The sequence below is a fragment of the Roseomonas sp. 18066 genome (genome assembly GCF_902706185.1).
Lineage (GTDB): Bacteria > Pseudomonadota > Alphaproteobacteria > Acetobacterales > Acetobacteraceae > Pseudoroseomonas.
Map to the genome: position 1 here is coordinate 57,735 of NZ_CACSJM010000006.1, position 24,179 is coordinate 81,913.

21 protein-coding genes and 1 tRNA gene are annotated in these 24,179 nt (G+C 70.9%); 13 read left to right on the forward strand and 9 right to left on the reverse strand.

Annotated features, from left to right (window positions below; all coding sequences use genetic code 11):
* Positions 1-59 precede the first annotated feature (59 nt).
* Both GVN67_RS02385 and GVN67_RS02390 read right to left on the reverse strand, forming a co-directional pair.
* Complete coding sequence (locus tag GVN67_RS02385; RefSeq protein WP_159992665.1) at positions 60-1,352, reverse strand: site-specific integrase; 1,293 nt, start codon at positions 1,350-1,352, stop codon at positions 60-62.
* Positions 1,353-1,586: 234 nt separating this feature from the next.
* Positions 1,587-2,642 (reverse strand): LacI family DNA-binding transcriptional regulator, encoded by a 1,056-nt coding sequence (locus GVN67_RS02390; protein WP_159992666.1) that lies wholly within the window; start codon positions 2,640-2,642, stop codon positions 1,587-1,589.
* 138 nt (positions 2,643-2,780) lie between these two features.
* On the opposite strand from GVN67_RS02390, the gene GVN67_RS02395 reads away from it, so the two are divergent.
* From GVN67_RS02395 to GVN67_RS02415, 5 genes are read left to right on the forward strand one after another with little or no spacing between them, the layout of a single operon-like run.
* Entirely contained in the window at positions 2,781-3,800 is a 1,020-nt protein-coding gene (locus GVN67_RS02395; protein ID WP_159992667.1) for a TRAP transporter substrate-binding protein, read from the forward strand.
* A gap of 14 nt (positions 3,801-3,814) precedes the next feature.
* The gene (locus GVN67_RS02400) at positions 3,815-5,692 is read left to right on the forward strand and encodes a TRAP transporter large permease subunit (RefSeq protein ID WP_159992668.1); all 1,878 of its coding nucleotides are present in this window, start codon (positions 3,815-3,817) and stop codon (positions 5,690-5,692) included.
* Between the two features lie 35 nt (positions 5,693-5,727).
* Positions 5,728-6,267 carry a VOC family protein gene (locus GVN67_RS02405; protein WP_159992669.1) on the forward strand — a complete coding sequence of 180 codons (540 nt, stop codon included), beginning with the start codon at positions 5,728-5,730 and terminating at the stop codon, positions 6,265-6,267.
* A 5-nt stretch (positions 6,268-6,272) separates the two neighbouring features.
* Positions 6,273-7,547, forward strand: a complete 1,275-nt coding sequence (locus GVN67_RS02410) for a ribulose-bisphosphate carboxylase large subunit family protein (protein WP_159992670.1) — start codon at positions 6,273-6,275, stop codon at positions 7,545-7,547.
* Positions 7,544-8,821, forward strand: coding sequence for a four-carbon acid sugar kinase family protein (locus tag GVN67_RS02415; RefSeq protein ID WP_159992671.1), 1,278 nt, complete (start codon positions 7,544-7,546; stop codon positions 8,819-8,821). Before GVN67_RS02410 ends, GVN67_RS02415 begins: the two co-directional genes overlap by 4 nt.
* 6 nt (positions 8,822-8,827) lie before the next feature.
* Here the strand turns inward: GVN67_RS02415 and GVN67_RS02420 are convergent, their stop codons facing one another.
* From GVN67_RS02420 to GVN67_RS02430, 3 genes are all read right to left on the reverse strand, one after another.
* Positions 8,828-9,241, reverse strand: a complete 414-nt coding sequence (locus GVN67_RS02420; RefSeq protein ID WP_159992672.1) for a hypothetical protein — start codon at positions 9,239-9,241, stop codon at positions 8,828-8,830.
* 85 nt (positions 9,242-9,326) lie between these two features.
* Positions 9,327-10,361: an NADPH:quinone oxidoreductase family protein gene (locus tag GVN67_RS02425; protein ID WP_159992673.1), complete on the reverse strand. Its 1,035-nt coding sequence runs from the start codon at positions 10,359-10,361 to the stop codon at positions 9,327-9,329.
* Positions 10,358-11,332: a tripartite tricarboxylate transporter substrate binding protein gene (locus tag GVN67_RS02430; RefSeq protein WP_159992674.1), complete on the reverse strand. Its 975-nt coding sequence runs from the start codon at positions 11,330-11,332 to the stop codon at positions 10,358-10,360. Before GVN67_RS02430 ends, GVN67_RS02425 begins: the two co-directional genes overlap by 4 nt.
* 64 nt (positions 11,333-11,396) lie before the next feature.
* Here GVN67_RS02430 and GVN67_RS02435 point away from each other — a divergent pair, with 64 nt between their 5' ends.
* Genes GVN67_RS02435 through leuD form a run of 3 tightly spaced genes read left to right on the forward strand, consistent with a single transcriptional unit; the run spans position 11,397 to position 14,529 of the window.
* Entirely contained in the window at positions 11,397-12,527 is a 1,131-nt protein-coding gene (locus GVN67_RS02435) for a CaiB/BaiF CoA-transferase family protein (protein ID WP_159992675.1), read from the forward strand.
* A 2-nt stretch (positions 12,528-12,529) separates the two neighbouring features.
* Positions 12,530-13,933, forward strand: coding sequence for a 3-isopropylmalate dehydratase large subunit (gene leuC / locus GVN67_RS02440; protein ID WP_159992676.1), 1,404 nt, complete (start codon positions 12,530-12,532; stop codon positions 13,931-13,933).
* The gene (gene leuD, locus GVN67_RS02445; protein WP_159992677.1) at positions 13,933-14,529 is read left to right on the forward strand and encodes a 3-isopropylmalate dehydratase small subunit; all 597 of its coding nucleotides are present in this window, start codon (positions 13,933-13,935) and stop codon (positions 14,527-14,529) included. Before leuC ends, leuD begins: the two co-directional genes overlap by 1 nt.
* A 43-nt stretch (positions 14,530-14,572) precedes the next feature.
* On the opposite strand, the gene GVN67_RS02450 is transcribed toward leuD, so the two are convergent.
* The 3 genes from GVN67_RS02450 to GVN67_RS02460 are packed head-to-tail and all read right to left on the reverse strand — an operon-like array spanning position 14,573 to position 17,254.
* Positions 14,573-14,890: a hypothetical protein gene (locus GVN67_RS02450; protein ID WP_159992678.1), complete on the reverse strand. Its 318-nt coding sequence runs from the start codon at positions 14,888-14,890 to the stop codon at positions 14,573-14,575.
* Positions 14,887-16,266 carry an acyclic terpene utilization AtuA family protein gene (locus GVN67_RS02455; protein ID WP_159992679.1) on the reverse strand — a complete coding sequence of 460 codons (1,380 nt, stop codon included), beginning with the start codon at positions 16,264-16,266 and terminating at the stop codon, positions 14,887-14,889. Before GVN67_RS02455 ends, GVN67_RS02450 begins: the two co-directional genes overlap by 4 nt.
* Before the next feature lie 4 nt (positions 16,267-16,270).
* Positions 16,271-17,254: a tripartite tricarboxylate transporter substrate binding protein gene (locus tag GVN67_RS02460; RefSeq protein ID WP_159992680.1), complete on the reverse strand. Its 984-nt coding sequence runs from the start codon at positions 17,252-17,254 to the stop codon at positions 16,271-16,273.
* A gap of 110 nt (positions 17,255-17,364) precedes the next feature.
* On the opposite strand from GVN67_RS02460, the gene GVN67_RS02465 reads away from it, so the two are divergent.
* From GVN67_RS02465 to GVN67_RS02485, 5 genes are all read left to right on the forward strand, one after another.
* Positions 17,365-18,249, forward strand: a complete 885-nt coding sequence (locus GVN67_RS02465) for a LysR family transcriptional regulator (RefSeq protein ID WP_159992681.1) — start codon at positions 17,365-17,367, stop codon at positions 18,247-18,249.
* Positions 18,250-18,304: 55 nt separating this feature from the next.
* Complete coding sequence (locus GVN67_RS02470) at positions 18,305-19,996, forward strand: acyl-CoA dehydrogenase (RefSeq protein WP_159992682.1); 1,692 nt, start codon at positions 18,305-18,307, stop codon at positions 19,994-19,996.
* Between the two features lie 109 nt (positions 19,997-20,105).
* Positions 20,106-20,765 (forward strand): EI24 domain-containing protein, encoded by a 660-nt coding sequence (locus GVN67_RS02475; RefSeq protein ID WP_159992683.1) that lies wholly within the window; start codon positions 20,106-20,108, stop codon positions 20,763-20,765.
* A 134-nt stretch (positions 20,766-20,899) separates the two neighbouring features.
* Complete coding sequence (locus tag GVN67_RS02480) at positions 20,900-21,907, forward strand: MBL fold metallo-hydrolase (protein ID WP_159992684.1); 1,008 nt, start codon at positions 20,900-20,902, stop codon at positions 21,905-21,907.
* 124 nt (positions 21,908-22,031) lie between these two features.
* Entirely contained in the window at positions 22,032-23,753 is a 1,722-nt protein-coding gene (locus tag GVN67_RS02485) for an ABC transporter ATP-binding protein (RefSeq protein ID WP_159992685.1), read from the forward strand.
* A gap of 303 nt (positions 23,754-24,056) precedes the next feature.
* Here GVN67_RS02485 and GVN67_RS02490 read toward each other — a convergent pair.
* Positions 24,057-24,130, reverse strand: a tRNA-Met gene (locus GVN67_RS02490).
* Between the last annotated feature and the right edge of the window lie 49 nt (positions 24,131-24,179).

Sequence of the window (24,179 nt, forward strand, 5' to 3'; positions counted from 1 at the left end):
CAGCTGCTGAGGCCGCTGGCGGTGCGCCATGACCCCTATGATCCCTATGCCGCCGCGGCTTACGGCGTGACGGCATCCGTGCACCAGAATGCCCAGGCCTGCATCAGCGCGCGCCGTTTCTCGAGCAGGTCGGAGCGTGCATAGGCCGCCTCGACCTTGTCTTTGATCGTATGGGCCAGCGCTCGCTCCACCACTTCTCGCCCTTCTTCGCGGGTTTCCCCCGCCCAGTCGCGGAAGGTCGAGCGCAAGCCGTGCGGGACGATGGCCCGCCCTTCGTGATCGCGCCATCGTGGAAGAGAAGCGGCCGACGTCCCGGCATCCTCGTTCATACGTCGGATGACCGCCGAGATCGTCATATCCGATAGCGGCGAGGCGCTGCGCGCGCTCGGAAAGACCAGATCATCGCCCGATCGGGCAAAAGGCTGCAGTTCATGGAGCAGCCGGCAAGCCGCGTCGGAAAGCGGCACCCGATGCAGCCTTCGGGCCTTCATCCGGAGAGCGGGGACCGACCAGACGCCCGCCGCCAGATCAACCTCCCGCCACCGCATGCCGCGGACCTCGCCGGTGCGGGCCGCGGTCAGAATGGAGAAGCGCAGCGCCTTGGCGCCCATGCCATCGACGGTACAGAGGGCGGCCCAGAAGTGAGGCATCTCCTGCCAGGGCAGCGCCGGCCGATGCGCCACGCGCTGCACGCGGCGCGGCGGCGGCAATTCCTCGGACAGCAGGCCGCGCCAACGGGCCGGGTTGTCGCCCTCGCGCCAGCCCCGCACGCGGGCAAGATCGAGCGTGGCCTCGATCCGCTGCCGCAGGCGCGATGCCGTCTCAGGAATCTTGGGCCAGATGGGGTGCAGGACTTGCAGCACCGCCGCCAAATCGATCTCCGCCACCGGCCGGCCTCCGATCACGGGAAAGGCGTGCTGCTCCAAGGTGGCCATCCACTGGGCCGCGTGCTTCGGATTGCTCCAGCCGCCGCGCTTGGCTTCGACCGTCGCCAGGCATGCGTCGCGGAACGTGATCAGCTTCTCCGCAGGCTGACGGGCGGCCTCGATCAGGGCTTGCTTGCTGGCCTGCCGATGCGCCATCGGGTCTTCCCCGCGGCGGATCTGCTGATGCGCCTTTTCCACGGTCTCCCGCGCCTCTGCCAGGCTGACGCCAGGATAGGCGCCGAGGCCCATATCCTTACGCTTGCCGGCGAAAGTGTAGCGCAGCACCCAACTCCCGGCGCCGACCTGGTTGGCTTTGACAAGCAGATGCAGGCCCCGCTCGTCGCCGATGCGGATCGGCGAGGTCTGAACCTCCTTACCGATCGTCACAAGCTTTGCCTTGAGAGCAAGGGCGGTCAACTTGGCCATGAGCACCACACGCGGTCATAGCGAGGGATGGAGTTCCCACGCCCGTTCCCACGAAATGTAGGAGATTCTGGTGGCTGTGGGTAGGCGCCGGTAGACACCAGATCCATTCATATGTCTGATTATAAATGATAAAATAGTTTCTGATAGACAATCCTGCATCACGGTGGACTCCACAATGGCAGACACCCGATCCGCCATGACCCCCGCCGGCATTCCCCCGGCTTTCTCCCCGCCCTAAGGCAGGTTCTCCCGGAACAGCACCTCGCTGCGCGCCGGGTCGACGTCCTGCAGCGCCGGCCTTCCCGCCCTGAGATTGGCGAAGACCCGGGCGCAATCCAGCAGCGTGGCGCGCGGGTTCTGGGTGATCACCGCCTCCATCGTGCCGTCGATCAGCATGGCGCGGCATTCCGGCGTCAGCCCATGGCCGATGAAGACCATGGCCTGGTCGCGCCGGGCCTCGCGCAGCGCGCGGCCGATCCCCTCCGCCCCGCCGCCAATATTGTAGATGCCGTCGAGGTCCGGATGCCCCGCCAGCAGCATCCGCATCTGGCGGTAGTTCTGCGCCGGCTCGTCGTGGCCCTCGCGCACCGCGACGATGCGGATCTCCGGCGCCATCTCGGCGAAAAGCTGCAGCACCCCCGCCTCGCGCTCCTGATGCGCGCGGTAGCTCAGGCTGCCGGCGATGACGGCGACCTTGGCCGGGCGCCGCCCGAGGAAGCGCGCCATCAGATAGCCCGCCAGCCGCCCCGCCGCGCGGTTGTCGAGCCCGACATAGGCGGCCCGCGGCGCATGGCCGATGTCGGAGATCAGCGTCACCACCGGCACGCCGCGCGCGGCCAGCTGGCTGACCGCCTCGCGCACCACCGGATGCTCGATCGCCATGAAGGCGACGCCGTCCGCCTCGGCGCCTGCGCGCAGCAGGTGGCGCGCCAGCAGCGCCGGGTCGAAGCTCTTCACCGGCTCGACCCGGGCGGTGACGCCAAAGGGGGCGAGCAGCGCCTCCGCCTCGGCGATCATCCTGGCCAGCAGGGCGAGGAAGCGGTTGCCCCCCGCGGGCAGCAGGAAGACCAGCCGCATCGGCCGCTGGGCCAGCGCCGGATGCGGCGCGAGGTCCGGCGGCAGATAGGCCAGCGCCTCGGCCGCCTGCAGCACGCGCTGGACGGTGGCCGGCCGCACCCCGGCGCGGCGGTTCAGCACGCGGTCGACGGTGGCGGGGGAGACGCCGGCGCGGCGCGCCACATCCACCACCCGCGGCAGGGTCCTGACTGATTCCCCGACGGTCTCGTCCATCAAAAACCATCACCAATTGCGTTTGACACCCCTCTATTGGCGTTCATATCCTTCTCCATCAAGAACAAACCATCATTTTGCATCAGCACAATGACGGTCGGCGCGCCGTCCAGGCGACGCTGTCAGGGGAGACCGGCCATGAGCATCATCACCCGCCGCGCGGCGTTGCGCGGCCTGGCGGCAGCGCCGCTCGCCGTGCCCCTGCTGGCCGCCCCGCGCGCCGCCCGCGCCGCCGAGTTCGAGCTGAAATACGGCAACAACCTGCCGATGACGCATCCGCTCAACACCCGCGCACAACAGGCCGCCGAGCGCATCGCGCGCGAGACCAACGGCCGGGTCGAGATGCGGATCTTCCCGAACAACCAGCTCGGCGGCGACACCGACATGCTGTCGCAGGTCAGGAACGGCGCGCTGACCTTCTTCACCCCCTCGGCCCTGGTCATCGCGACGCTGGTGCCGGCGGCGGCGATCAACGCCGTGGGCTTCGCCTTCGCCGATTACGACCAGGTCTGGAAGGCGATGGACGGAAAGCTCGGCGCCCATGTCCGCGCCGCCATCAGCCGGGTCAACCTCTTCGCCTTTGAGAAGATGTGGGACAACGGCTTCCGCCAGATGACCACCAGCGGCCGCCCGATCGAGACGGCGCGCGACATGGACGGCCTCAAGATCCGCGTGCCCGTCAGCCCGCTGTCGATCTCGATGTTCAAGGCGCTGGGCGCGGCGCCGGCCAGCCTGCAGTTCAGCGAGGTCTATTCCTCGCTGCAGACCCGCATCGTCGACGCGCAGGAGAACCCGCTGCCGATCATCCAGGTCGCCAAGCTCTACGAGGTGCAGAAGAGCTGCGCCCTGTCGAACCATATCTGGGACGGCTACTGGTTCATCGCCAATGGCCGCGCCTGGCGCGGGCTGCCGGCCGACCTGCAGGCGATCGTCACCGCCGCCATCAACGATGCCGGCATGCAGCAGCGCGAGGACATCAAGACGCTGAACACCTCGCTGCAGGCCGAGCTCGAGGCCAAGGGGCTGCGCTTCAACAGCCCCGCCCCCGACAGCTTCCGCGCCAAGCTGCGCGAGGGCGGCTTCTACGCCGAGTGGAAGACCCGCTTCGGCGACGAGGCCTGGGGGCTGCTGGAAGAGGCCGTGGGCCGGCTGGCCTGAGCGGGACGACGACGATGGCCGGCCACGCCCCTGCTCTCGCCCCCGGCGCCGCGCCTGCCCTGACCGGCCTCGCCGGGCGGTTGGACCGCGCCCTCGGCCATCTGGTGGAGGGCGCCGCCGCCCTGCTGCTGCTGGCCGAGATCGGCATCCTCGGCGCCGGCGTCACCGCGCGCTACCTGTTCCACAGCCCGCTGATCTGGTCGGACGAGCTCGCCTCCATCCTGTTCCTCTGGCTGTCGATGCTGGGCGCAGTCGTCGCGCTGCGTCGCGGCGAGCATATGCGGATGACCGGGCTGGTCACCCGCGTCGGGCCGGGGGCGCAGCTGCTGCTCGACACCCTGGCGCTGACCGCGTCGCTGGCCTTCCTGATCCTGGTCATGCATTCGGCGGTGGAATACGCGCAGGAAGAAAGCTTCGTCGTCACCCCGGCGCTGGAGATCACCAATGCCTGGCGCGCCTCGGCCATTCCGGTCGGCATCGGGCTGATGATCGTCGCCAGCTTCTTCCGCCTGGCGCGGCAGGGTTCGGTCACCGCGGTCGCGCTGGCCGGCAGCATCACCCTCGCCGTGGTCATGGGCTTCTGGCTGCTCTCGCCGGTGCTGAAGCCGCTGGGCCAGCTGAACCTGCTGATCTTCTTCGTCGGCGTCGTTGCGGTGAACGTCTTCGCCGGCGTCCCCATCGCCTTCTCCTTCGCGCTGGCCACCTTCGGCTATCTCGCCTGCACGACCACGACGCCGCTGCTGGTGGTGGTGGGGCGCCTCGACGAGGGCATGTCGCATCTGATCCTGCTGGCGGTGCCGCTGTTCATCTTCCTCGGCCTGCTGATCGAGATGACCGGCATGGCCAAGGCGATGATCCAGTTCCTGGCCAGCCTGCTCGGCCATGTGCGCGGCGGCCTGTCCTATGTGCTGATCGGCGCCATGTACCTGGTCTCCGGCATTTCCGGCTCGAAGATCGCCGACATGGCCGCCATCGCGCCCATCCTGTTCCCTGAAATGAAGAAGCGGGGGGCGAAGCCGGGCGATCTGGTCGCCCTGCTCGCGGCGACCGGCGCTCAGACGGAAACCATCCCGCCCAGCATCGTGCTGATCACCATCGGCTCGGTCACCGGCGTCTCCATCGCCGCGCTCTTCACCGGCGGCATGGTGCCGGCCCTCGTGCTCGGCGCCTGCCTCTGCGGCGTGGTCTGGTGGCGCTACCGGGCTGAGGATCTCAGCCAGATCCGCCGCGCGCCGCTGCGCGAGATCGGCAAGCTGGCCGCCATCGCCATCCCCGCCATCGCGCTGCCCTTCGTCATCCGCGCCGCGGTGGTCGAGGGCGTGGCCACGGCGACCGAGGTCAGCACCATCGGCATCGCCTATTCGCTGGTGATGGGGCTGCTGGTCTATCGGCAATTCGACTGGCGGCGGCTGCAGCCGATGCTGGTGGAGACCGCCTCGCTGACGGGGGCCATCATCTTCATCGTCGGCTGCGCCACCGCCATGGCCTGGGGCCTGACGCAATCCGGCTTCAGCCAGGAGCTGGCGAAGATGATGGCCGGCATGCCGGGCGGCGCCCATGGCTTCCTGGCGGTCTCGATCGTCGCCTTCATCCTGCTGGGCAGCGTGCTGGAGGGCATTCCCGCCATCGTGCTGTTCGGCCCGCTGCTGTTCCCGATCGCCCGCGAGGCCGGGGTGCATGAGGTCCACTATGCCATGGTCGTCATCTTCGCCATGGGCATCGGGCTTTTCGCGCCGCCTTTCGGCGTCGGCTATTACGGCGCCTGCGCCATCAGCAAGGTCAACCCGGATGAGGGCCTGCGCCCGATCTGGGGCTACATGGCCGCGCTGCTGGTCGGGCTGATCCTGGTCGCCGCCGTGCCGTGGTTCTCCACCGGCTTCCTGGCGCGCTGATCCCCCTTTTCTCCTGTCGCAAGCGAGACCCCCGCATGAGCCGCTTCTTCGGCCAGATCCGCCAGGCCGGCTATGTCGTGCCCGATATCGAGGCCGCGATGGACTATTGGAGCCGCACCCTGGGCGTCGGCCCCTTCTTCTACAACCCTCGTGTGCCCATCAAGAACTATCGCTACAAGGGCGAGAGCTACGAGCCGCACAACTCGGTGGCGCTGGCCAATTCCGGGCCGCTGCAGATCGAGCTCATCCAATGCCGCAACGATGTTCCTTCCATGTATCGCGACTTCACCCAGGCCGGGCATAGCGGGCTGCAGCATGTCGCCTATTGGACGGAAGACTACGATGCCGACCTGGCGCGCCTGACCGCCGAGGGCTTCAAGCCCGTCATGAGCGGCGAGGTCGGCGAGCGCGGCCGCTTCGTCTATTTCGACACCCACTACCACCCGGGCACGGTGATCGAGCTGTCCGAGGTCGCAGGTCCCAAGGGCGAGATGTTCCGCCTGATCCGCGCAGCCTCCGAAGGCTGGGACGGCAGCGACCCGGTGCGTCCCTTCCCCGATCTCAGCAAGCTCTGACGCCGATGGATCCCGCGCGCTTCGAGGCGGTCTATCGGGTCGAGACGCCGCTCGACCCCGCCCGCATCGCCGGCATCATGGCCGGCGAGCAGTCCTGCGGCACCTTCACCCGCGTCGAGGGCGAGACCGATGCCCTGCGCGCCCGCGCCGGCGCCATCGTCGAGGCGGTGGAAGAACTCGAAGCCGCCCCCGCCCCCAGCCTGCCCAATGCCTGGCTGGAACGCCGCGGCGTCGCCGGCCCGTGGCGCCGCGCGCGGATCCGCATTTCCTTTCCCGTCGCCAATGTCGGCGCCAATCTCGCCAGCCTCGCCGCCACCGTCGCCGGCAATCTGTTCGATCTTGGCGAGGTGACGGGGATGCGGCTGGAGGAAGTGCGTCTTCCCGCCGCCTATCGCGCGCAGTTTGCGATGCCGGCCCAGGGCATCGCCGGCACGCGGCGGCTGACCGGCGTCGGGCGCGGCGTGCTGGTGGGCTCGATCATCAAGCCGAATGTCGGCCTGTCGCCGCAGGAGACCGCCGATCTGGTCGGCCGCCTTTGCGCCGCCGGCCTCGACTTCATCAAGGATGACGAGATCTGCGCCGACCCGCCGCATGCGCCGCTGGCGCAGCGCATCCCGCTGGTGATGCAGGCGGTGCGCCGGCACCAGGACCGCACCGGCCAGCACGTCATGGTCGCCTTCAACATCACCGACGAGACGGATGCGATGCGCCGCCATGCCGACCTCGTCGCGCGCGAGGGCGGCAGCTGCGTCATGGCCAGCCTGAACTGGTGCGGCTTCTCGGCGATCGAGACGCTGCGCCGCTCGACCGGGCTGGCGCTGCACGGGCATCGCAACGGCTATGGCGGCTTCTCCCGCCACCCGCTGCTGGGGATTTCTTTTCAGGCCTATCAGGTGTTGTGGCGGCTGGCGGGTGTCGACCACATGCATGTGCATGGGCTGCAGGGCAAGTTCGCCCAGACCGACGAGGAGGTCGTGGAATCCGCCCGCGACTGCGTCACGCCGCTGGCCGACGGGGTGGATGACCGCGTGCTGCCCGCCTTCTCCTCCGGGCAGTGGGCGGGCACGGCGCCGGCGACCTATGACGCCATCGGCCATGACGACCTGCTGTTCATGGCCGGCGGCGGCATCATGGCGCATCCGGCCGGGCCCGCCGAAGGCGTGCGCAGCATCCGCCAGGCCTGGGACGCCGTGACCCGCGGCGAGACGCTGGACGACGCCGCGCGCCGCCACCCGGCGCTGGCCCAGGCGATGGCCTTCTTCGGGGCGAAGACGTCGTGACACCGCGCCTCGGCTGGTATGGCGACGACTTCACCGGCGCCACCGACACGCTGGCCAACCTGGCGCGGCGGGGCAAGCGGGCGCTGCTGTTCCTGCGGCCGCCCTCGCCGCAGGACCTGGCCGAGGCCGGGCCGCTCGACGCGCTGGGCATCGCCGGCGCCACCCGCGCCATGACGCCCGAGGACATCGCCCAGACGCTGGAACCCGTCGGCCGCTTCTTCCGCGAGCTCGGCGTCGATGTGCTGCACTACAAGATCTGCTCGACCTTCGACAGCGCGCCGGATCGCGGCAGCATCGGCGCGGCGCTGGCGGCGCTGCGCCCGGCCTTCCCGCATCGCTGCCTGCCGATCCTGGGCGGCCAGCCGGATCTTGGCCGCTACTGCCTCTTCGGCAATCTCTTCGCCGCCGCCGGCACCGGGGGCGCGGTGTATCGCCTGGACCGCCACCCTACCATGCGCGCGCATCCGGTGACGCCGATGCAGGAGGCCGATCTGCGCGCGCATCTGGCCGCCCAAGGCCTGGCGCCGATCTCTCACCTGCCTTTCACCGACCAGGGCGACGGGCTGCAGGCCGCCTTTGATGCGGCGCTGACGACGCCCCAGCAAGCCATGCTGCTCGACGTGGCGCGCGACGAAGACCTGGCGCCGCTGGGAAAGCTGCTGTGGCGGGAGGCGGCGCGCGCCCCGCTGCTGGCCGCCGGCGCCAGCGGGCTGGCCCAGGCGCTGGCCGCCACCTGGCCGGGCGCCGCCGCCATGGCACCCCTGCCCGAGCCGCCGCTCGGCCCGGCGCAGGGCCCGGTGCTGGTCATGGTCGGCAGCCTGTCGCCGATCAGCCGCGCCCAGGCCGAGGCCGCCACCGGCTTTCTGCACCTCGCCGCCGATCCCGCCCGGCTGCTGACCGATGCCGCGCATCGCGAAGCGCTGCGGGCCGAGGCGCTGCGCGCCCTGCGCGACGGCCGCCACCTGCTGGTCGCGACCTCGCCTCCCGGCAGCACGCCGCCGCCGGCGCGCGACGTGGCGCTCGCCACCGCCGATTTCCTGGCAGGCCTGCTGGCCGAGGCGCCGGTGCGCCGGCTGGGCATCGCCGGCGGCGACACTTCCAGCCTGGCGACCCAGGGGCTGGACCTCTGGGGCCTGTCCTACCGCACCACGCTGGCGCCGGGCGTCACGCTGTGCCGGGCGCATAGCCACGACCCGCGGCTGGACGGGATGGAGCTGATGCTGAAGGGGGGCCAGATGGGGCCTCCCGATCTTTTCACCCGGCTGGCGGCCTGAGGCGGTTCAGCCGGCGCGGCAGTTGCGCAGCGTGACGAAAGGCTTGCCGCTGCCGGCGCGGTCATAGAGGCGGTCGACGGTGCCCGGGTTGATCTGCGCGACGGTGCCGCGGCCGATGCGGATCTGCTGGCTCTGCCAGGCGGGGGTCGGCACGCCCGGCAGCTGCGGCGAGAACAGCGTCACCCCGGTGGGGAAGCCGCCCAGCAGCACGTCGGCCACCACGGTCGCGTTGGTCTGGTTCCGGATCTGGATGAAATAGTCGAAGTTGTTGCCGCCGGTGCTCTGCGGATAGACGGTATCGATGAACATCTTGCCGGCGCAGGCATTGGCCGGCTGCGCGGCGCTGCTGCCGGCAGTGGCCGCCAGGGTGGCGGCGGCGCCGAGCGCGATCAGGCCCATCATCGCGAAACGCTTGGTCATTGGTGTCGTCCCCGGTTGCGCCGTGTCCTCACGGCCTCGTGTGGGACAGTAGGGGCAGCGTCTCGGGCCGGCCAATAGACCGCGGCTATGGGATCGATCGGCCTGGTGGGACGCCGCCGGGGCACAGCACGACGCGGCCGGTCACGCCCCGCCCGCGCACCAGCGCCATGCCAGCGCGGAAATCCTCCAGCGGCAGGGCGGCATGCAGCTCGGGCCGCAGCTTGCCCTCGCCCCACCAGTCCAGCAGCTGCTGCCACAGCGCGCGGACCCGCGGCGCATGGGCATGGCGGTTGTCGCCCGGCGACCAGCCGATATAGGTCCCCCAGTTCAGCCCGGCGACGCCGATATTCTTCAGCAGCAGCAGGTTGACGCCGAGCTGCGGGATGGTGCCGGCGGCATAGCCCAGCGTCAGCAGCGTGCCGCCCTCGGCCAGGCAGCGCAGCCCTTCGTCGAAGGCTTCTCCGCCCAGCGTGTCGACGACCAGGTCGACGCCGCGGCCTTGCGTGACATTGGACACCGCCGCGCGGAAGGGTTCGGCGCTGTCCAGCACGGCGATCGCGCCGCGCGCCGCCAGCATCGGATGCTTCGGCAGGCCGGCGCGGGCGATGACCTGGGCGCCGACGGCGCGCGCCACCTCCAGCGCGGCGAGGCCGACGCCGCCGCCCGCCCCCTGCACCAGCACCGTCTGCCCGGCCGCCAGCCTGCCGCGCCAGAGCAGCGCCGCGGCCGCGGTCGGGTAGCTGATCGGCAGCGCCACCGCGGCCGCCGCCTGCAACCCCTCCGGCAGCCCCTCCGGCAAGGCCATGACATGGATGTCGTCGGCGATGGCCTCCTCCGCCATGCCGCCCCAGTCGAGCACGGCGAAGACGCGGGTGCCGACCGGCGGCGCCTCGGCATCGGGGGCGGCCTCCAGCACGGTGCCGACGATCTCGGTGCCGGGGCTGAAGGGCAGCGGCGGCTTGCGCTGGTACTTGCCGGCGACGACCAGCTGCACGGCGAAGGAGACGCCCACCGCCTCGACCCGGATGCGCACGCCGCGCGGCCGCATCGGCGGCGGGTCGACCTCCTTCAGCTCAAGATCGTCGAAGTCTCGCCAGGATTCGCAGACCAGGGCCTTCACTGCGCTTCGATCCGGGCGTCGCGGACCAGACGGCCCCAGCGGTCCCATTCGGCGCGGGTGAAGTCGGCGAAAGCCTCCGGCGTGTCGGCCACGGGGTCGGCGCCGAGCGCCTCCAGCCGCGTGCGCGCCTCGGGGGTGGCCAGCACCGTCGCCACCGCGCGCTGCATCTTGACGATGATCTCGGCCGGCGTCCGGGCCGGGGCCCAGATGCCGTACCAAGTGGCGATCTCATAGCCGGGGACGCCGGCCTCGGCGACGGTGGGCAGGTCCGGGAAGGCGGCGACCCGGCCCGCGGTGGTGACGGCCAGCGCGCGCAGCTGGCCCTCGCGCACCGCGCCGGCGCTGCTCGGCATGGAGTCGAACATCAGCTGGATATTCCCCGCCATCAGGTCCTGCAGCGCCGGGCCGGAGCCGCGATAGGGCACATGCGTCATCTCGGTGCCGGTCAGCTGCTTGAACAGCTCCCCCGCCAGATGCGGCGCCGCGCCGATGCCCGACGAGCCATAGGAAGCTTTTCCGCCCTGCGCCTTCAACCAGGCCACCAGCTCCGGCACCGAGCGCACCGGCAGACGCGGATCGATCACCAGGATCAGCGGCACCCGGGCGATGTTGGTGACAGGGAGAAAATCGCGCAGCGTGTCGTAGGGCATCTGCGGCTTCATATGCGGCAGGATCACCTGCAGCGAGGCGTTGACCAGCCAGGTGGCGCCATCCGGGGCGGCGCGGGCGACCTCGCCGGCGCCGATCACGCCCGAGGCGCCGCTGCGATTGTCCACCACCACCGCGCCCAGCCCGGCCTGCGGCAGGCCCTGCGCCACCACCCGGCCCAGGATGTCGGTCGGCCCGCCCGGCGGATAGGGGATGACCAGCCGGGTGGAGCGCGGCGGCCAGGCGGTCTCGGCCTGGGCCTGGGCCGCCAGCGGCAGCAGCGCGGCGGCCGCCAGCACGGCACGGCGGGTGAGCTCGGTCATCCGGATGTTCCTTCCCCTGATCGTTCTTTATCCGGATGATCGGCCAAGGATTGGAGGGAACACAATGCAGGAAAGACGGCAGGAACCCTTGGGCCCCTATGCCGGGCTGCGGGTGCTGGATGCCAGCCAGGGCATCGCCGGCCCCTATTGCGCCATGCTGCTGGCCGCCGCGGGCGCCGAGGTGATCAAGCTGGAGCCGCCGGAGGGCGACTGGTCGCGCGGCCTGTCGACCCGCGCCGAGGGCCAGTCGGTGATGCATGTCTCGTTCAATCGCGGCAAGCGCAGCATCGTGCTGGACCTGAAGAGCGAGGCCGGCCGCGCCACCGCCCGCGCCCTGGCCGGCCGGGCCGATGTGCTGATCGAGGCCTTCCGCCCCGGCGTCGCCGCCCGCATCGGGCTGGGGCCGGAGAATGCCGGGCCAGCGACCATCTGCCTGTCGATCTCCGGCTTCGGCCAGCACGGGCCCTATGCCGAGCGGCCCTGCACGGATTCGGTGGCCCAGGCCTTTTCCGGCCTGGTGGCGCTGAACACCGGCGCCGATGGCACGCCGCACAAGGTGGGCACGCTGGTGGCCGATGTGGTGACCGGGCTGACCGCCTTCGCCGCGGTGCAGACGGCGCTGGCCCAGCGGGCGCTGGACACCGCGCCGCAGCAGCGCCGGCTGGATATCTCGCTGATGGCGGGGATGGCGGCGATGCTGGTGATGCCGCTGGCCGAGGCCGGGCTGCTCGGCCAGGCGCCGCCGGCCTTGAACGTGCCGGCCGGCAGCTACCGCACCGCCTGCGGCGCCTGGGTGATGGTGGCGCTCGTCCGGGAGGCGGAGTTCGTCGCGCTGTGCGGCGTGCTGGGCCTGCCGCATCTGCCGGAGGATCCGCGCTTCACCGGCTTCGCCGCGCGCGACGTGAACCGCGAGGCGCTGCTGCCGCAGCTGCGCGAGGTCTTCGCGCGGGAAAGCGCCAGCCACTGGCTGGAGAAGCTGGGCGCGGCGCGGCTGCTGGCCGAGCGGGTCAATGCGCCGCTGGATTTCCTCGCCGACCGGCATGTGCAGGCGGTGGGGGCGACGGCGATGCTGCAGCAGCCGGAGCTCGGCGCGATGCCGATGCCGGCGCTGCCCGGGCTGGGGCATTGGCTGGCCCCTGCCCCGCGGCTCGGCGCCGATACCGAGGCCGTGCTGGCCGAGCTGGCGACGGCCTGAGCATGGCCCCGCCCCGCACGCTGTTCGACAAGCTCTGGGACGCGCATGTCGTGCTGACGCGCGAGGACGGGCAGAGCCTGCTCTGGATCGACCGGCATTTCTTCCATGAGGGCTCGCACCACGCCTTCGCCCAGCTGCGGGCGCGCGGCGCCAAGGTGGCCGAGCCGTCGCTGACCATCGGCGTCGCCGACCATTACGTGCCGACACAGTCGCCCGGCCGCGCCATCGCCGACGCCGGCATCGCCGGCATGGTGGCGGGGTTGGAAGAAAATGCCGCCGCGCATGGCACGCGGCTCTTCGGGCTGCAGGATCCGCGGCAGGGCATCGTGCATGTGGTGGGGCCGGAACAGGGGCTGACGCTGCCCGGGCTGACGGTGGTCTGCGGCGACAGCCATACCTCGACGCATGGGGCCTTCGGCGCGCTGGCCTTCGGCATCGGCGCCTCCGAGGTCGCGCATGTGCTGATGACGCAGACGCTCTGGCAGCGCCGGCCGAAGCGGATGCGGGTGGTGGTCGACGGCGCGCTGTCGCCGGGGACCGGGGCGAAGGACCTGGCGCTGGCGATCATCGCCCGGCTCGGCGCAGATGGGGCGCAGGGGCATGCCGTGGAATATGCCGGCAGCGCGGTGACCAGCCTGTCGATGGAAGGCCGGCTGACGCTGTGCAACCTGGCGATCGAGAGCGGCGCCCGCTGCGGCATGGTGTCGCCCGACGCGACCACCTTCGACTACCTGCGCGGCCGTCCCTTCGCGCCCGTCGCGTTCGACGCCGCGGTCGAGGCCTGGGCCGCGCTGCCGAGCGACACCGATGCCGAGTTCGACGTGGAGCACAGGCTGCAGGCCGCCGCCATCGCGCCGGTGGTGACCTGGGGGGTGGCGCCGGAGGATGCGCTGCCGGTCACCGGCCAATTGCCCGATCCGGCGGTGGCGGCCTCGCCGGCGCGGGCGGCGCAGATCCGCGACGCGCTGGACTATATGGGGCTGCGGCCCGGGCAGAAGCTGCAGGAGATCGGCATCGACCGGGTCTTCATCGGGTCCTGCACCAATGCGCGGATCGAGGATCTGCGCGCCGCCGCCGCCGTGCTGGCCGGGCGGCGCGCGGTGGTGCCCGGGCTGGTGTCGCCGGGGTCGTCGCTGGTGAAGCAGCAGGCGGAGCAGGAAGGGCTGGACCGCGTCTTCCGCGATGCCGGGCTGGTCTGGGCGGATTCCGGCTGCTCGATGTGCGTCGGCATGAATGGCGACCTGGTGCCGGCCGGCGAGCGCTGCGCCTCGACGACCAACCGCAACTTCAAGGGGCGGCAGGGCAAGGGGGCGCGGACGCATCTGATGTCGCCGGCCATGGCGGCGGCGGCGGCGGTCGTGGGCCGGATCGCCGATGTCCGCGACTTCCTGCAGGGGCGCGGGTGATGCGGCCGTTCCGTCAGGTGCGCGCGCCGGTCTGCGCGCTGCCGCTGGCCAATGTCGACACCGACCAGCTGATCCCGGCGCGCTTCATGAAGCGGCCGCGCAGCGAGGGCTATGGCGGTTTCCTGCTCTACGACACGCGGTTCGACGAGGCGGGGGCGGCGCGGGCGAACGTGGTCGACGCGGCGTTGGGACGCGGCGCGCAGGTGCTGGTGGCGCGGCGCAACTTCGGCAGCGGGTCGTCGCGGGAGGCGGCGGTCTATGCGCTGGTGGATGCGGGGTTCCGCTGCGTGATCGCGCCCAGCTTCGGCGACATTTTCGCGGGGAACGCCGTGAACAACGGGCTGCTGCCGGCTGTCGTCGACGAGGCTTGCGTGGAAGTCTTGTTGGCGGCCGATGTCGTGTCGGTGGATCTGGAAGCGTGCCAGGTGGTGGCGGGGGATGCGGTGTTCGCGTTCCGCATAGACCCGGTGTGGCGGGTGAAGCTGCTGAACGGGTGGAGCGACATCGACCTGACCTTGAGTCATGCCGATGCGATCCGTGCCTTTGCCGCAGCCGATCGTTCGCATCGCCCCTGGGCGCGTTTGGATTCTAACTGACAGAAAAAAGATGGGGGCCTGGGGGAATTCCTTCCCCCAGCCTTTACGGTTTGTCGATCTCAATCCCAAGCAGGTGGAACGACAGCGACTTCCCATGCCCATCCAGGTTCAGCGCGCCGTTGACGCCGCCCTGCAGCACGTCCTCGACGACGAAGTTGAAGGCGCCGAGGTTGGGCAGGTCGTAGCGGCGGACGGCGGTGGCGCCGCGATGGGCGAAGCGGGCCAGCACCTTTTCCTCCGTCACCTGGGCGGCCAGGTGGTCGTAATGGGCGCGGTCGTGCGGGATCAGCGACAGGTTCAGGCGGTTGCCTTTGTCGCCGGCGCGGGCATGGGCCAGGCGGTGCAGCGGGACCGGGGTCATGCGGCGGGCTCCAGGGTCAGCAGGGTGACGCGGGGGGAGAGGCGCTCGCGCGGCACCAGGAAGGACAGCGTGCGGATGCGGTCGATGACACGGCTGCGCACGCCGCCGCCGCCGGCGGGACCGCAGCAGTAGAGGGACAGCACCTCACGGACAGCGGATTCGGCGGTGGCGCGGTCGTCGGTGGCGACGGCCAGGCGCAGGCGGATATCGGGCGGGGCGAGGTCTTCCAGACCCGCGGGCACGCCGGCATCGCCGCCGAAGACGCTGACCACGCCGATCAGGTCGAGCCGTGCCTGGCCTTCGAGGCCAAGCTTCTTCAACCGTTCCTGCAGGGTGCGGCCGGCGAGCTCGGCGCGGGCGCGACAGTTGGGGCCGCCATAGGAGATCTCGCCCTCGCCCAGCCAGCCGCCGGGCAGGCTGACGGTGGCCTTCAGCGTCGGCGGGCGGGGTTTTCCACGCGCGCCGGTCACGCGGACGCGGTCGGGGGCTTCTTCCGTGATGGCGACGTTGGTGATGTCGAGAATGACGTCGGGGGTCAGGTAGGCGCCGGGGTCGTGCAGCTCGTAGAGCAGCTGCTCGGTGACCGTGCGGCGGTCGACCAACCCGCCAGTGCCGGCAGGCTTGGTGATCAGGATGCTGCCGTCGGGAGAAATCTCGGCGATGGGGAAGCCGATCTCGGCCATGCCCTCGACATCCTTGGTGCCGGGGTCGGCGAAGTAGCCGCCGGTGACCTGGGCGCCGCATTCCAGCAGATGCCCGGCCATGGTGCCGGCGGCCAGGCGATCCCAGTCATCCTCAGCCCAGCCGAAATGCGCCAGCATGGGGCCGAGGGCGAGCGCCGGGTCGGAGCAGCGGCCGGTGATGACCAGCTGCGCGCCCTGGCGCAGGGCGTCCGCGATCGGGGCGGCGCCGAGATAGACATTGGCGGCGATCACCTGGCCAGGGTCCAGCACCGCGCCGGCATCGCCTTCCCAGGGGTCGAGGTCGGCCAGCGCCCCGCTGCCGCGGATGTCGTCGCCTTCGACGATGGCGACGCGGAGCGCCGCCACGCCCAGCTCCCGCGCCAGGGCCAGCGCCGCATCCGCCGCGCCACGCGGATTGGCGGCGCCGCCATTGGTGACGATCGGGATGCCGTGCTGGACGCAGCGGGACAGGATCGGACGCAGCAGGGCGACAAGCGCGGGCTCGAAGCCGGCCTCGGGTTTCGTCAGGCGCTCGCGCTGGGCCAGGGCGAGCGTCCGCTCGCCCAGCACTTCCAGCATCAGGGCGGCGGGGCCGCCGGCGGCGATCAACGCATCGACCACCGGGCCCGGGGCATCCAGCCGGTCGCCCGAGAAGCCGGAGCCGCAGCCGATGCGCAACAGGGTCTGTTCCATTCGTTCAATCCGCCTTGGCGCCGGAAACGCGAACCACCTCGCGCCACTTGGCGATATCCGCTTCCAGCCAGGGGCGGAATTCGGCCGGCGGCATGGCCACCGGCAGCAGCCCCTGGTCGAGCAACTGGCCGCGCAGCTCGGGCGTGTTCACCGCCTCGCGCAGGGCGGCATAGATCCGGTCGCGGATGGCGTCCGGCAGCTTCGCCGGCGCGAAGAGGCCGTGCCAGGCGGAGACGTCGAAATCGGCGATGCCCTGCTCGATGGCGGTGGGGATCTCCGGCGTCAGCTCCAGCCGCTGGGCCGAGGTCGCGGCCAGGGCCCGCAGCGTGCCGTCCTTCACGAAGGGCAGCACGGCGGTCACCTGGTAGACGATCATCGGCACGTTGCCGGCCACCACGTCGGTCACCGCCTGCGAGCCGGAGCGGTAGGGCACGTGCTCCAGCGGCGCGCCGGTCTTCATCTTCAGCAGCTCGCCAGCCAGGTGGCTGGAGGTGCCGTTGCCGGCCGAGGCGTAGCTGACGCCGTTGCGCTGCCCCTTCGCCCAGGCGATGAACTCGGGCAGCGTCTTCGCCGGGATCTTCGGCGAGATGACCAGCAGGTTTGGCGCGTTGGTGACGAGGGAAATCGGCACGAAGTCGCGCAGCACGTCGTAGGGCATGTTCGGCATCAGCGACATGTTCACCGAATGCGAGGCGATGCTGCCCATGCACAGCGTGTAGCCATCGGGGGCGGACTTGGCGACGCCATCGCTGCCGACCACGCCGCCGGCGCCGGCGCGGTTCTCCACCACGATCGGCTGGCCCAGCGTCGCGGTCATGCGCTGGCTGACCAGCCGGGTCATGATGTCGGTGCTGGTGCCGGCGCCGAAGGGCACCACCATGCGGATGGCGCGCGCGGGCCAGGGCGCCTGGGCGCGCAGGATGCCGGGGGCGGAAAGCAGGCCGAGGCCTGCGCCCAGCAGGGCGCGGCGCGGGATGGTGTTCGTCATCTTGGACCCTCGCGGCCGGCAATGCGGCCTTGTTTTTCTGGCCGCCAGAAAGCGGGCGCGCGAGCCATCAGGCAATTGAAGATTTCCGAGGCCAGTCATAAGAAAAGGAAATGACCCCATCGATCCGCCAGCTTCGCGCCCTGACCGCCGCGGTGGAGACCGGCAGCTTCGGCCGCGCCGCCCTGCGGCTGCATCTGTCGCAGCCGGCGCTGACCGTGCAGATCCGGGAATTGGAGCAGGCGCTGGGGGTCTCGCTGTTCGACCGCACGGCGCGCGGCGCCCGGCCGACCGCCGCCGGCGCCGCCCTGGCCGAAAGCTTCGGGAGAATCCTGGCGGAGCTGGATGCGGTGGTGGATGGCGCGCGGGAACAGGCGGCGCGGCGGGCGGGGGTGGTGCATCTGGCGGTGCTGCCCTCGGTGGCCTCGACCCTGCTGCCCGGGGCGCTGGCGCGGCTCAGGGCGGCGCATCCGGGCATCCGCGTCATGCTGCGCGACGCGGTGGCCCGGCGGGTCGCCACGCTGGTGAAGGAAGGCAGCGTCGAGCTCGGCATCGGCCATGCCACCGCCCCCGATCCGGAACTGTCGGAATCCCTGCTCTATGAGGATGAGCTGGTCGCGGTGCTGCCGCCCGGGCATCCGCTCGCCGCGCGCAGCCGGCTGACCCTGGACGAGCTGGCGGCGACGCCGCTGGTGCTGACCGACCCGGAAAGCAGCCTGCGGGCCCTGGCCGAGGCCGCCTTCGCCAGCGCCGGCCTGGCCCCCCGCCCGGCCTATGAGGCCACCTATATGAGCACGGCGGTGGCGCTGGTGCGGGCCGGGCTGGGCGTCGGCCTGCTGCCGGCCAGCGCCATGGACCTGCGGGTGGCGCCGCTGCTGGCGACGCGGCCGGTGGACAGCCCGTTGCTGCGCCGGCGCATCGTGCTGCTGCGGCGGCGCGGCGCCAGCCTGTCGCCGGCCGCCGAGGCGCTGATCGAGGTGCTGCAGCCCGGCGATTGACGGCGCAGCCCCGCGCGGTGTCGGCTGGCGGCAAGACCGCCCAGGGGAAGCGCCGATGCCCGCCTATGAACCGCCCGTTCCAGAAATCCTGTCGATCCTGCGCGAGGTGCTGGCGGCCGAGGCCCAGGGCCTGGACCTCGCGACGCTGGAGGCGGTGCTGGCGGAAGGCGGCCGCTTCTGCGGCAGGATCCTGGCGCCGCTGAACGCATCCGGCGATGCCGAGGGCTGCCGGATCGAGCAGGGCAATGTCCGCACCCCGTCCGGCTTCCCCGAAGCGTACCAAAAAATGGTCGAGGCCGGCTGGCCGGCGCTGTCGCAGCCGGAGCGCTGGGGCGGCCAGGCCATGCCGCGGCTGGCGCAGCTGGCGCTGGACGAGTTCACGGCCTCGACGAATTTCGCCTTCGGCCTGTTCCCCGGCCTGACCCGCGGCGCCGCCGAGGCCATCGCCCGCCACGCCACGCCCGAGTTGCAGGAAACCTACCTGCCGAAGATGGTCTCCGGCGAATGGGCCGGGGCCATGGCGCTGACCGAGGCGCAGGCGGGCACCGATCTCGGCCTGCTGACGACGCGGGCGGAACCGCGCGGCGATGGCAGCCTGAGCGTCAGCGGCAGCAAGATCTTCATCACCGCCGGCGACCACGACCTGGCCGGGAACATCATCCACCTGGTGCTGGCGCGGCTGCCGGATGCGCCGCCCGGGGTGCGCGGCATCAGCCTGGTGCTGGTGCCGAAGTTCCTGCCGGATGACCAGGGCCGGCCCGGGCCGCGCAATGCCATGGCCCCCATCGGGCTGGAGCAGAAGATGGGGATCCATGCCTCGCCCACCTGCGTGATGCAGTATGACGGCGCCCAGGGGTGGCTGGTCGGCGCGCCGCATCGCGGGCTGGCCGCCATGTTCACCATGATGAATGCCGAGCGGCTGTTCGTCGGCATCCAGGGGCTGGGCATCGCCGAGGCCGCCGGCCAGGCCGCCGGCGATTACGCGCGGACCCGGCTGCAGGGCCGGGCGCCGGGTGTCGCGGCAGGCCCGCCGCAGCCGATCCTGGTGCATCCCGATGTGCGGCGCATGCTGCTGACCATCCGCGGCTTCACCGGCGCCGGGCGGGCGCTGGCCCTGTGGCTGGCGATCCTGCTCGACCGTGCCGAGGACGACGCGGAGGCCGAGGGGCTGGTCGCGCTGCTGACGCCGGTGGTCAAGGCCGCCTTCACCGATCTCGGCTTCGAGGCGGCGGTGCTGGGGCAGCAGGTGCTGGGCGGCGCCGGCTATCTGCGCGAGCTCGGGCTGGAGCAGATGGTGCGCGACGCCCGCATCGCCCCAATCTACGAGGGCACCAACGGCGTCCAGGCCATGGACCTGGTCACCCGCAAGCTGGCCGCCGAGGACGGCGCCCTGCCCCACCGCTTCTTTGCCCGGGTCCGCGCCGATGGCGCGGATGAACCCGAACTGATCGCGGCGCTGGACCGGCTGGAGGCGGCGACCCGCCAGCTGCAGCGCGCCGGCGCCGATCCGGCCGAGCCCGGCGCGGCGGCGGCCGACTACCTGCGGCTCTTCGCGCTGGTGGCGCTGGGCTGGATGTGGCGGCGGATGCGGGTCGCGGCCGGAGCGTCCGAGCAGCCGCATCACCGCCGCTGGCGCCAGGGCGCCGATTTCTTCTTCGCCCGCCTCTTGCCGCAGAGCGCGGGCCTCGCCGCGGCCATCGCCGCCGGCCCGGCGACGTTGATGGCCCCCGACGACGATATCTTCTGAGACGCAGGCGCCTTGCCACGCCCGGCGCGTCGACGAGGACACCCATTGTGGCGGGATGGAAAAAGGCCATCTCTGCCGGCACCCCCTGCCGCCCGGAGATGCCCCGCCCATGAAGGCCGTGCCCGCCAGCCTGCTGCTGCCGCTGCGCCAGCTCGACGACCCTGCCTTCCGCCGCCCGCTGTTGAAGGGGCTGGGCGTCGCCCTGCTGGCCTTTGCCGGCCTGGCCTGGCTGGCCGATTGGGGGGTGGCCTGGCTCGCCGGCGGCACCGGCTGGCTGGCCACCATCGCCGGGCTGCTGGGCGGGCTGCTGGTGCTGGCCAGCACCTTCTGGCTGTTCGTCCCGGTCATGCTGGGCATCACCGGCATCTTCTCCGACGAGGTGGCCGAGGCGGTGGAGCGCCGCTTCTACCCGGCCCTGCCGCCCGCCGCCGGCGCCTCGGTGGCGGCGCAGGTGAAGGCCGGGCTGGGGCTGGCGCTGCGCTTCCTGGTGATCAGCCTGGCGCTGCTGCCGCTGGCCCTGGTCGCGCCGCCGCTGGGCGTCGTGGTCTATTGGGTGCTGGCGGCGGTGTCGCTGGGCTACGGGCTGTTCGACGGCGTGGCGCAGCGGCGCATGGGCGTGGCCGACAGCCTGGCGCTGCGCCGCCGCCACCGCAGCCAGATCCTGGCGATCGGCGCGGCGCTGGCGGCGCTGGCCCTGGTGCCCGTGGTCAACCTGCTGGTGCCGGTGCTGGGCACGGCGGCCATGACCCACCTGCTGCACCGGGCCTGACGCACGCCTCTCCCCGCCCAAAGAATTGTGAAGCCAGACGTTGCGGCGGCGGCGCGAACCATGCTCGGCTAGCCCTGCGCCGCGGCTCGAACGGCGGCGCGGTATTCCCGCAAAATGACGGGGGAGGAAGTCCGATGACATCGATGACACGGCGCGGCCTGATGGCCGGCGCCGCAGCCCTGGCTGCCACGCCGCTGCTCTCCGGCCTGGGCAGCCGCCCGGCCGAGGCGGCGGCGCCCTTCCTCAACAGCCTGCCGCCGGCCTGGCACCGATTCCGCTTCGGCGAGTTCGAGGCCACGGTGATCTCCGATGGGCGGCTGCCGCTGGGCAAGCCGGTGCCGGCCTTCCCGGCCTCGCCGCCGGCCGAGATCGTCGGCCTGCTGGAAGGTGCCTTCCTGCCGCCGGATGCCGCGACGCTGGAGCAGAACATCCTGGTGCTGAACACCGGCAAGCAGCTGATCCTGTTCGACACCGGCATGGGCGACAGCATGGGCGCGGCCAGCAAGATGTTCGGGCCGACCACCGGCAAGATGCTGGAGAACCTGCGCGCCGCTGGCATCCAGCCGGAGCAGATCGACCTGGTGGTGCTGACCCATGCCCATTGCGACCATTGCTGGGGCCTGACGGATGCCAGCGGCGCCAAGGTCTTCCCCAATGCGCAGGTGGCGCTGAGCGAGATCGACCTGCGCTACTGGACCGACGACAACAACAAGCGCGGCCCGGAATTCATGACGCCCTTCATCGATGGGGCGAAGAAGAACCTAGCCGCGTATCGCGACCGGATGATCATGGTGCAGGACGGCAAGGAAGTGGCGCCGGGCGTGGTGGCGCTGTTCGCGCCGGGCCACACGGTGGGACATCATTGCTATGCCATCACCTCCGGCAGCCAGACGCTGGTGAACACCGGCGACCTGGCGCATCACCACATCCTGCTGCTGAAGAAGCCGATGTGGGAATTCTCCTTCGACACCGACCCGAAGCTGTCGGCGCAAAGCCGCTCGCGCATGCTGGACCGGCTGGCGACCGACCGCCACGCCGTGCTGTCCTACCACTTCCCCTGGCCGGGCCTCGGCCATGTCAGCAAGGCCGGCGAAGGCTATGACTGGATCGCCGAGCCGATGAACCTGTCGGGTCTGGGTTGATCCGGGGCTGAACGCGCCCCTGGGGCATGGGATGGGCGGTTGACCCGCCCGCCATTCCGGTCGGATACCGGGCAGCGTCGCGGCGACCCCGCCACGGCGCTGTCTCCTCCGGCCGGATGACCCCATGCTGCGGCGCTTCTTTGCCTATTACCGGCCCCATAAGGGGCTGTTCATCCTCGATTTCTCCTGCGCCGTGCTGGCCGGCCTGCTTGAGCTCGGCTTCCCGATCGCGGTCAAGGTCTTCGTCGACAAGCTGCTGCCCGGGCAGAATTGGGGGCTGATCATGGCGGCCGCGGCCGGCCTGCTCGGCATCTATGTGCTGAACACCGGCTTGATGGCGATCGTGACCTATTGGGGCCATGCGCTGGGCATCAACATCGAGACGGAGATGCGCCGCAAGGCCTTCGACCATCTGCAGAAGCTTTCCTTCGGCTGGTACGACAACCAGAAGACGGGGCACCTGGTGGCGCGCGTCACCCGCGACCTGGAAGAGGTCGGCGAGGTCGCCCATCACGGGCCGGAAGACCTGTTCATCGCCATCATGACGCTGCTCGGCGCCTTCGCGCTGATGTTCAGCGTCCATTGGCCGCTGGCGCTGCTGACCACCCTGGTGGTGCCCGGCATCGCCTGGGCCTCGGCGCATTACGGCGCGGGGATGACCCGCACCTGGCGCGAGATCTACGGCCGGGTCGGCGCCTTCAACGCCCGCATCGAGGAGACGGTGGGCGGCATCCGCGTGGTCCAGGCCTTCGGCAACGAGGCGCATGAGCGCGCCCTCTTCGCCAAGGACAATCTCAGCTACCGCCGCACCAAGCTCGCCGCCTATCGCATCATGGCGGCCAGCACCTCGCTGAACTACCTGGGCATGCGGCTGACCCAGATGATCGTCATGATCGCCGGCGCCTATTTCGTCATCCAGGGCGGGCTGACCAATGGCGAGTTCGTCGGCTTTCTTCTGCTGGTGAATGTCTTCTTCCGCCCGATCGAAAAGATCAGCGCGGTGCTGGAGGTCTATCCCAAGGGCGTCGCCGGCTTCCGCCGCTATACCGAGCTGCTCGACACCGCCCCCGATATCGAGGACGCGCCCGATGCCCGTGCGGTGACCTCGCTCCGTGGCGACATCCGCTACGAAGGGGTCCGCTTCGGCTATGGCGAGGGCCGACCCGTGCTGGACGGCGTCGACCTGGCGATCCGCGCCGGCGACACGGTGGCCTTTGTCGGCCCCTCGGGCGCCGGCAAGACGACGCTGTGCTCGCTGCTGCCGCGCTTCTACGACGTCGAGGCCGGGCGCATCACCATCGACGGGATCGACATCCAGAAGATGACGCTGGCCTCGCTGCGCCAGCAGATCGGCATCGTCCAGCAGGATGTCTTCCTGTTCGCCGGCAGCCTGCGGGAGAACATTTCTTATGGGCGCCTCGGCGCGTCGGAGGCCGAGATCCTGGATGCCGCCCGCCGCGCCCGGTTGGAAAGCGTCATCGACGCGCTGCCCGAGGGGCTGGACACGGTGATCGGCGAGCGCGGCGTCAAGCTGTCCGGCGGCCAGAAGCAGCGGCTGGCGATCGCGCGGATCTTCCTGAAGAACCCGCCGATCCTGATCCTGGACGAGGCGACCTCCGCCCTCGACACCGAGACGGAACGCGCCATCCAGCAGTCGCTCGCCGAGCTGGCGGAAGGCCGCACCACGCTGGTCATCGCCCACCGCCTGGCGACCATCCGCAACGCCGACTGCATCGTGGTGGTGGACCAGAGCGGCATCGTCGCCCGCGGCCGTCACGACGAGCTGGTGACGCAGCCGGGGCTCTACCAGCGGCTGCATTCGGTGCAGTATGGGGTGACGGGGTAAGGCTCTGCCCGTCGGTTTTGATATGGCTTGTGGAAGCCGGGACCCTTGCGGGTCTCGGCTTTTTCTTTGGGCTGGCGGGGGTGATCTTTGAGGCCCGGCTCAGGCAGGCCCTTGCTGAAGCTGAGGGCGCTGCGCCTCTGGCGCTGTCGTGCTCGCCTTCGGCATGCCGACGTCGCGGGCTCGTCGTTGTCGGTTGCTGTCGAGGCGCAAACCCCGCGCTCTGTTCTGGCGCCTCGCGCACGCAAAAGAGCCGCCCTGGGCTTGATGGCCCTGGGCGGCTTTTTTGTGATGTGTCGATTTGGGATGCGGGGACAGGATTTGAACCTGTGACCTTCAGGTTATGAGCCTGACGAGCTACCGGGCTGCTCCACCCCGCGGTGGTGAACTGCGTCGATGCAAGACAAGGTGTTGTGTCCGGCTTGGTGG

What these genes read in the sequence shown, in the direction of transcription:
- GVN67_RS02430 (WP_159992674.1), bottom strand. Translation starts at nt 11,332, where the DNA reads ATGACCGAGCTCACCCGCCGTGCCGTGCTGGCGGCCGCCGCGCTGCTG.
- leuC (WP_159992676.1), top strand. Translation starts at nt 12,530, where the DNA reads ATGGCCCCGCCCCGCACGCTGTTCGACAAGCTCTGGGACGCGCATGTC.
- GVN67_RS02410 (WP_159992670.1), top strand. Translation starts at nt 6,273, where the DNA reads ATGGATCCCGCGCGCTTCGAGGCGGTCTATCGGGTCGAGACGCCGCTC.
- GVN67_RS02435 (WP_159992675.1), top strand. Translation starts at nt 11,397, where the DNA reads ATGCAGGAAAGACGGCAGGAACCCTTGGGCCCCTATGCCGGGCTGCGG.
- GVN67_RS02450 (WP_159992678.1), bottom strand. Translation starts at nt 14,890, where the DNA reads ATGACCCCGGTCCCGCTGCACCGCCTGGCCCATGCCCGCGCCGGCGAC.
- GVN67_RS02400 (WP_159992668.1), top strand. Translation starts at nt 3,815, where the DNA reads ATGGCCGGCCACGCCCCTGCTCTCGCCCCCGGCGCCGCGCCTGCCCTG.
- GVN67_RS02480 (WP_159992684.1), top strand. Translation starts at nt 20,900, where the DNA reads ATGACATCGATGACACGGCGCGGCCTGATGGCCGGCGCCGCAGCCCTG.
- GVN67_RS02485 (WP_159992685.1), top strand. Translation starts at nt 22,032, where the DNA reads ATGCTGCGGCGCTTCTTTGCCTATTACCGGCCCCATAAGGGGCTGTTC.
- GVN67_RS02395 (WP_159992667.1), top strand. Translation starts at nt 2,781, where the DNA reads ATGAGCATCATCACCCGCCGCGCGGCGTTGCGCGGCCTGGCGGCAGCG.
- GVN67_RS02405 (WP_159992669.1), top strand. Translation starts at nt 5,728, where the DNA reads ATGAGCCGCTTCTTCGGCCAGATCCGCCAGGCCGGCTATGTCGTGCCC.
- GVN67_RS02420 (WP_159992672.1), bottom strand. Translation starts at nt 9,241, where the DNA reads ATGACCAAGCGTTTCGCGATGATGGGCCTGATCGCGCTCGGCGCCGCC.
- GVN67_RS02455 (WP_159992679.1), bottom strand. Translation starts at nt 16,266, where the DNA reads ATGGAACAGACCCTGTTGCGCATCGGCTGCGGCTCCGGCTTCTCGGGC.
- GVN67_RS02390 (WP_159992666.1), bottom strand. Translation starts at nt 2,642, where the DNA reads ATGGACGAGACCGTCGGGGAATCAGTCAGGACCCTGCCGCGGGTGGTG.
- GVN67_RS02475 (WP_159992683.1), top strand. Translation starts at nt 20,106, where the DNA reads ATGAAGGCCGTGCCCGCCAGCCTGCTGCTGCCGCTGCGCCAGCTCGAC.
- leuD (WP_159992677.1), top strand. Translation starts at nt 13,933, where the DNA reads ATGCGGCCGTTCCGTCAGGTGCGCGCGCCGGTCTGCGCGCTGCCGCTG.
- GVN67_RS02460 (WP_159992680.1), bottom strand. Translation starts at nt 17,254, where the DNA reads ATGACGAACACCATCCCGCGCCGCGCCCTGCTGGGCGCAGGCCTCGGC.
- GVN67_RS02385 (WP_159992665.1), bottom strand. Translation starts at nt 1,352, where the DNA reads ATGGCCAAGTTGACCGCCCTTGCTCTCAAGGCAAAGCTTGTGACGATC.
- GVN67_RS02470 (WP_159992682.1), top strand. Translation starts at nt 18,305, where the DNA reads ATGCCCGCCTATGAACCGCCCGTTCCAGAAATCCTGTCGATCCTGCGC.
- GVN67_RS02465 (WP_159992681.1), top strand. Translation starts at nt 17,365, where the DNA reads ATGACCCCATCGATCCGCCAGCTTCGCGCCCTGACCGCCGCGGTGGAG.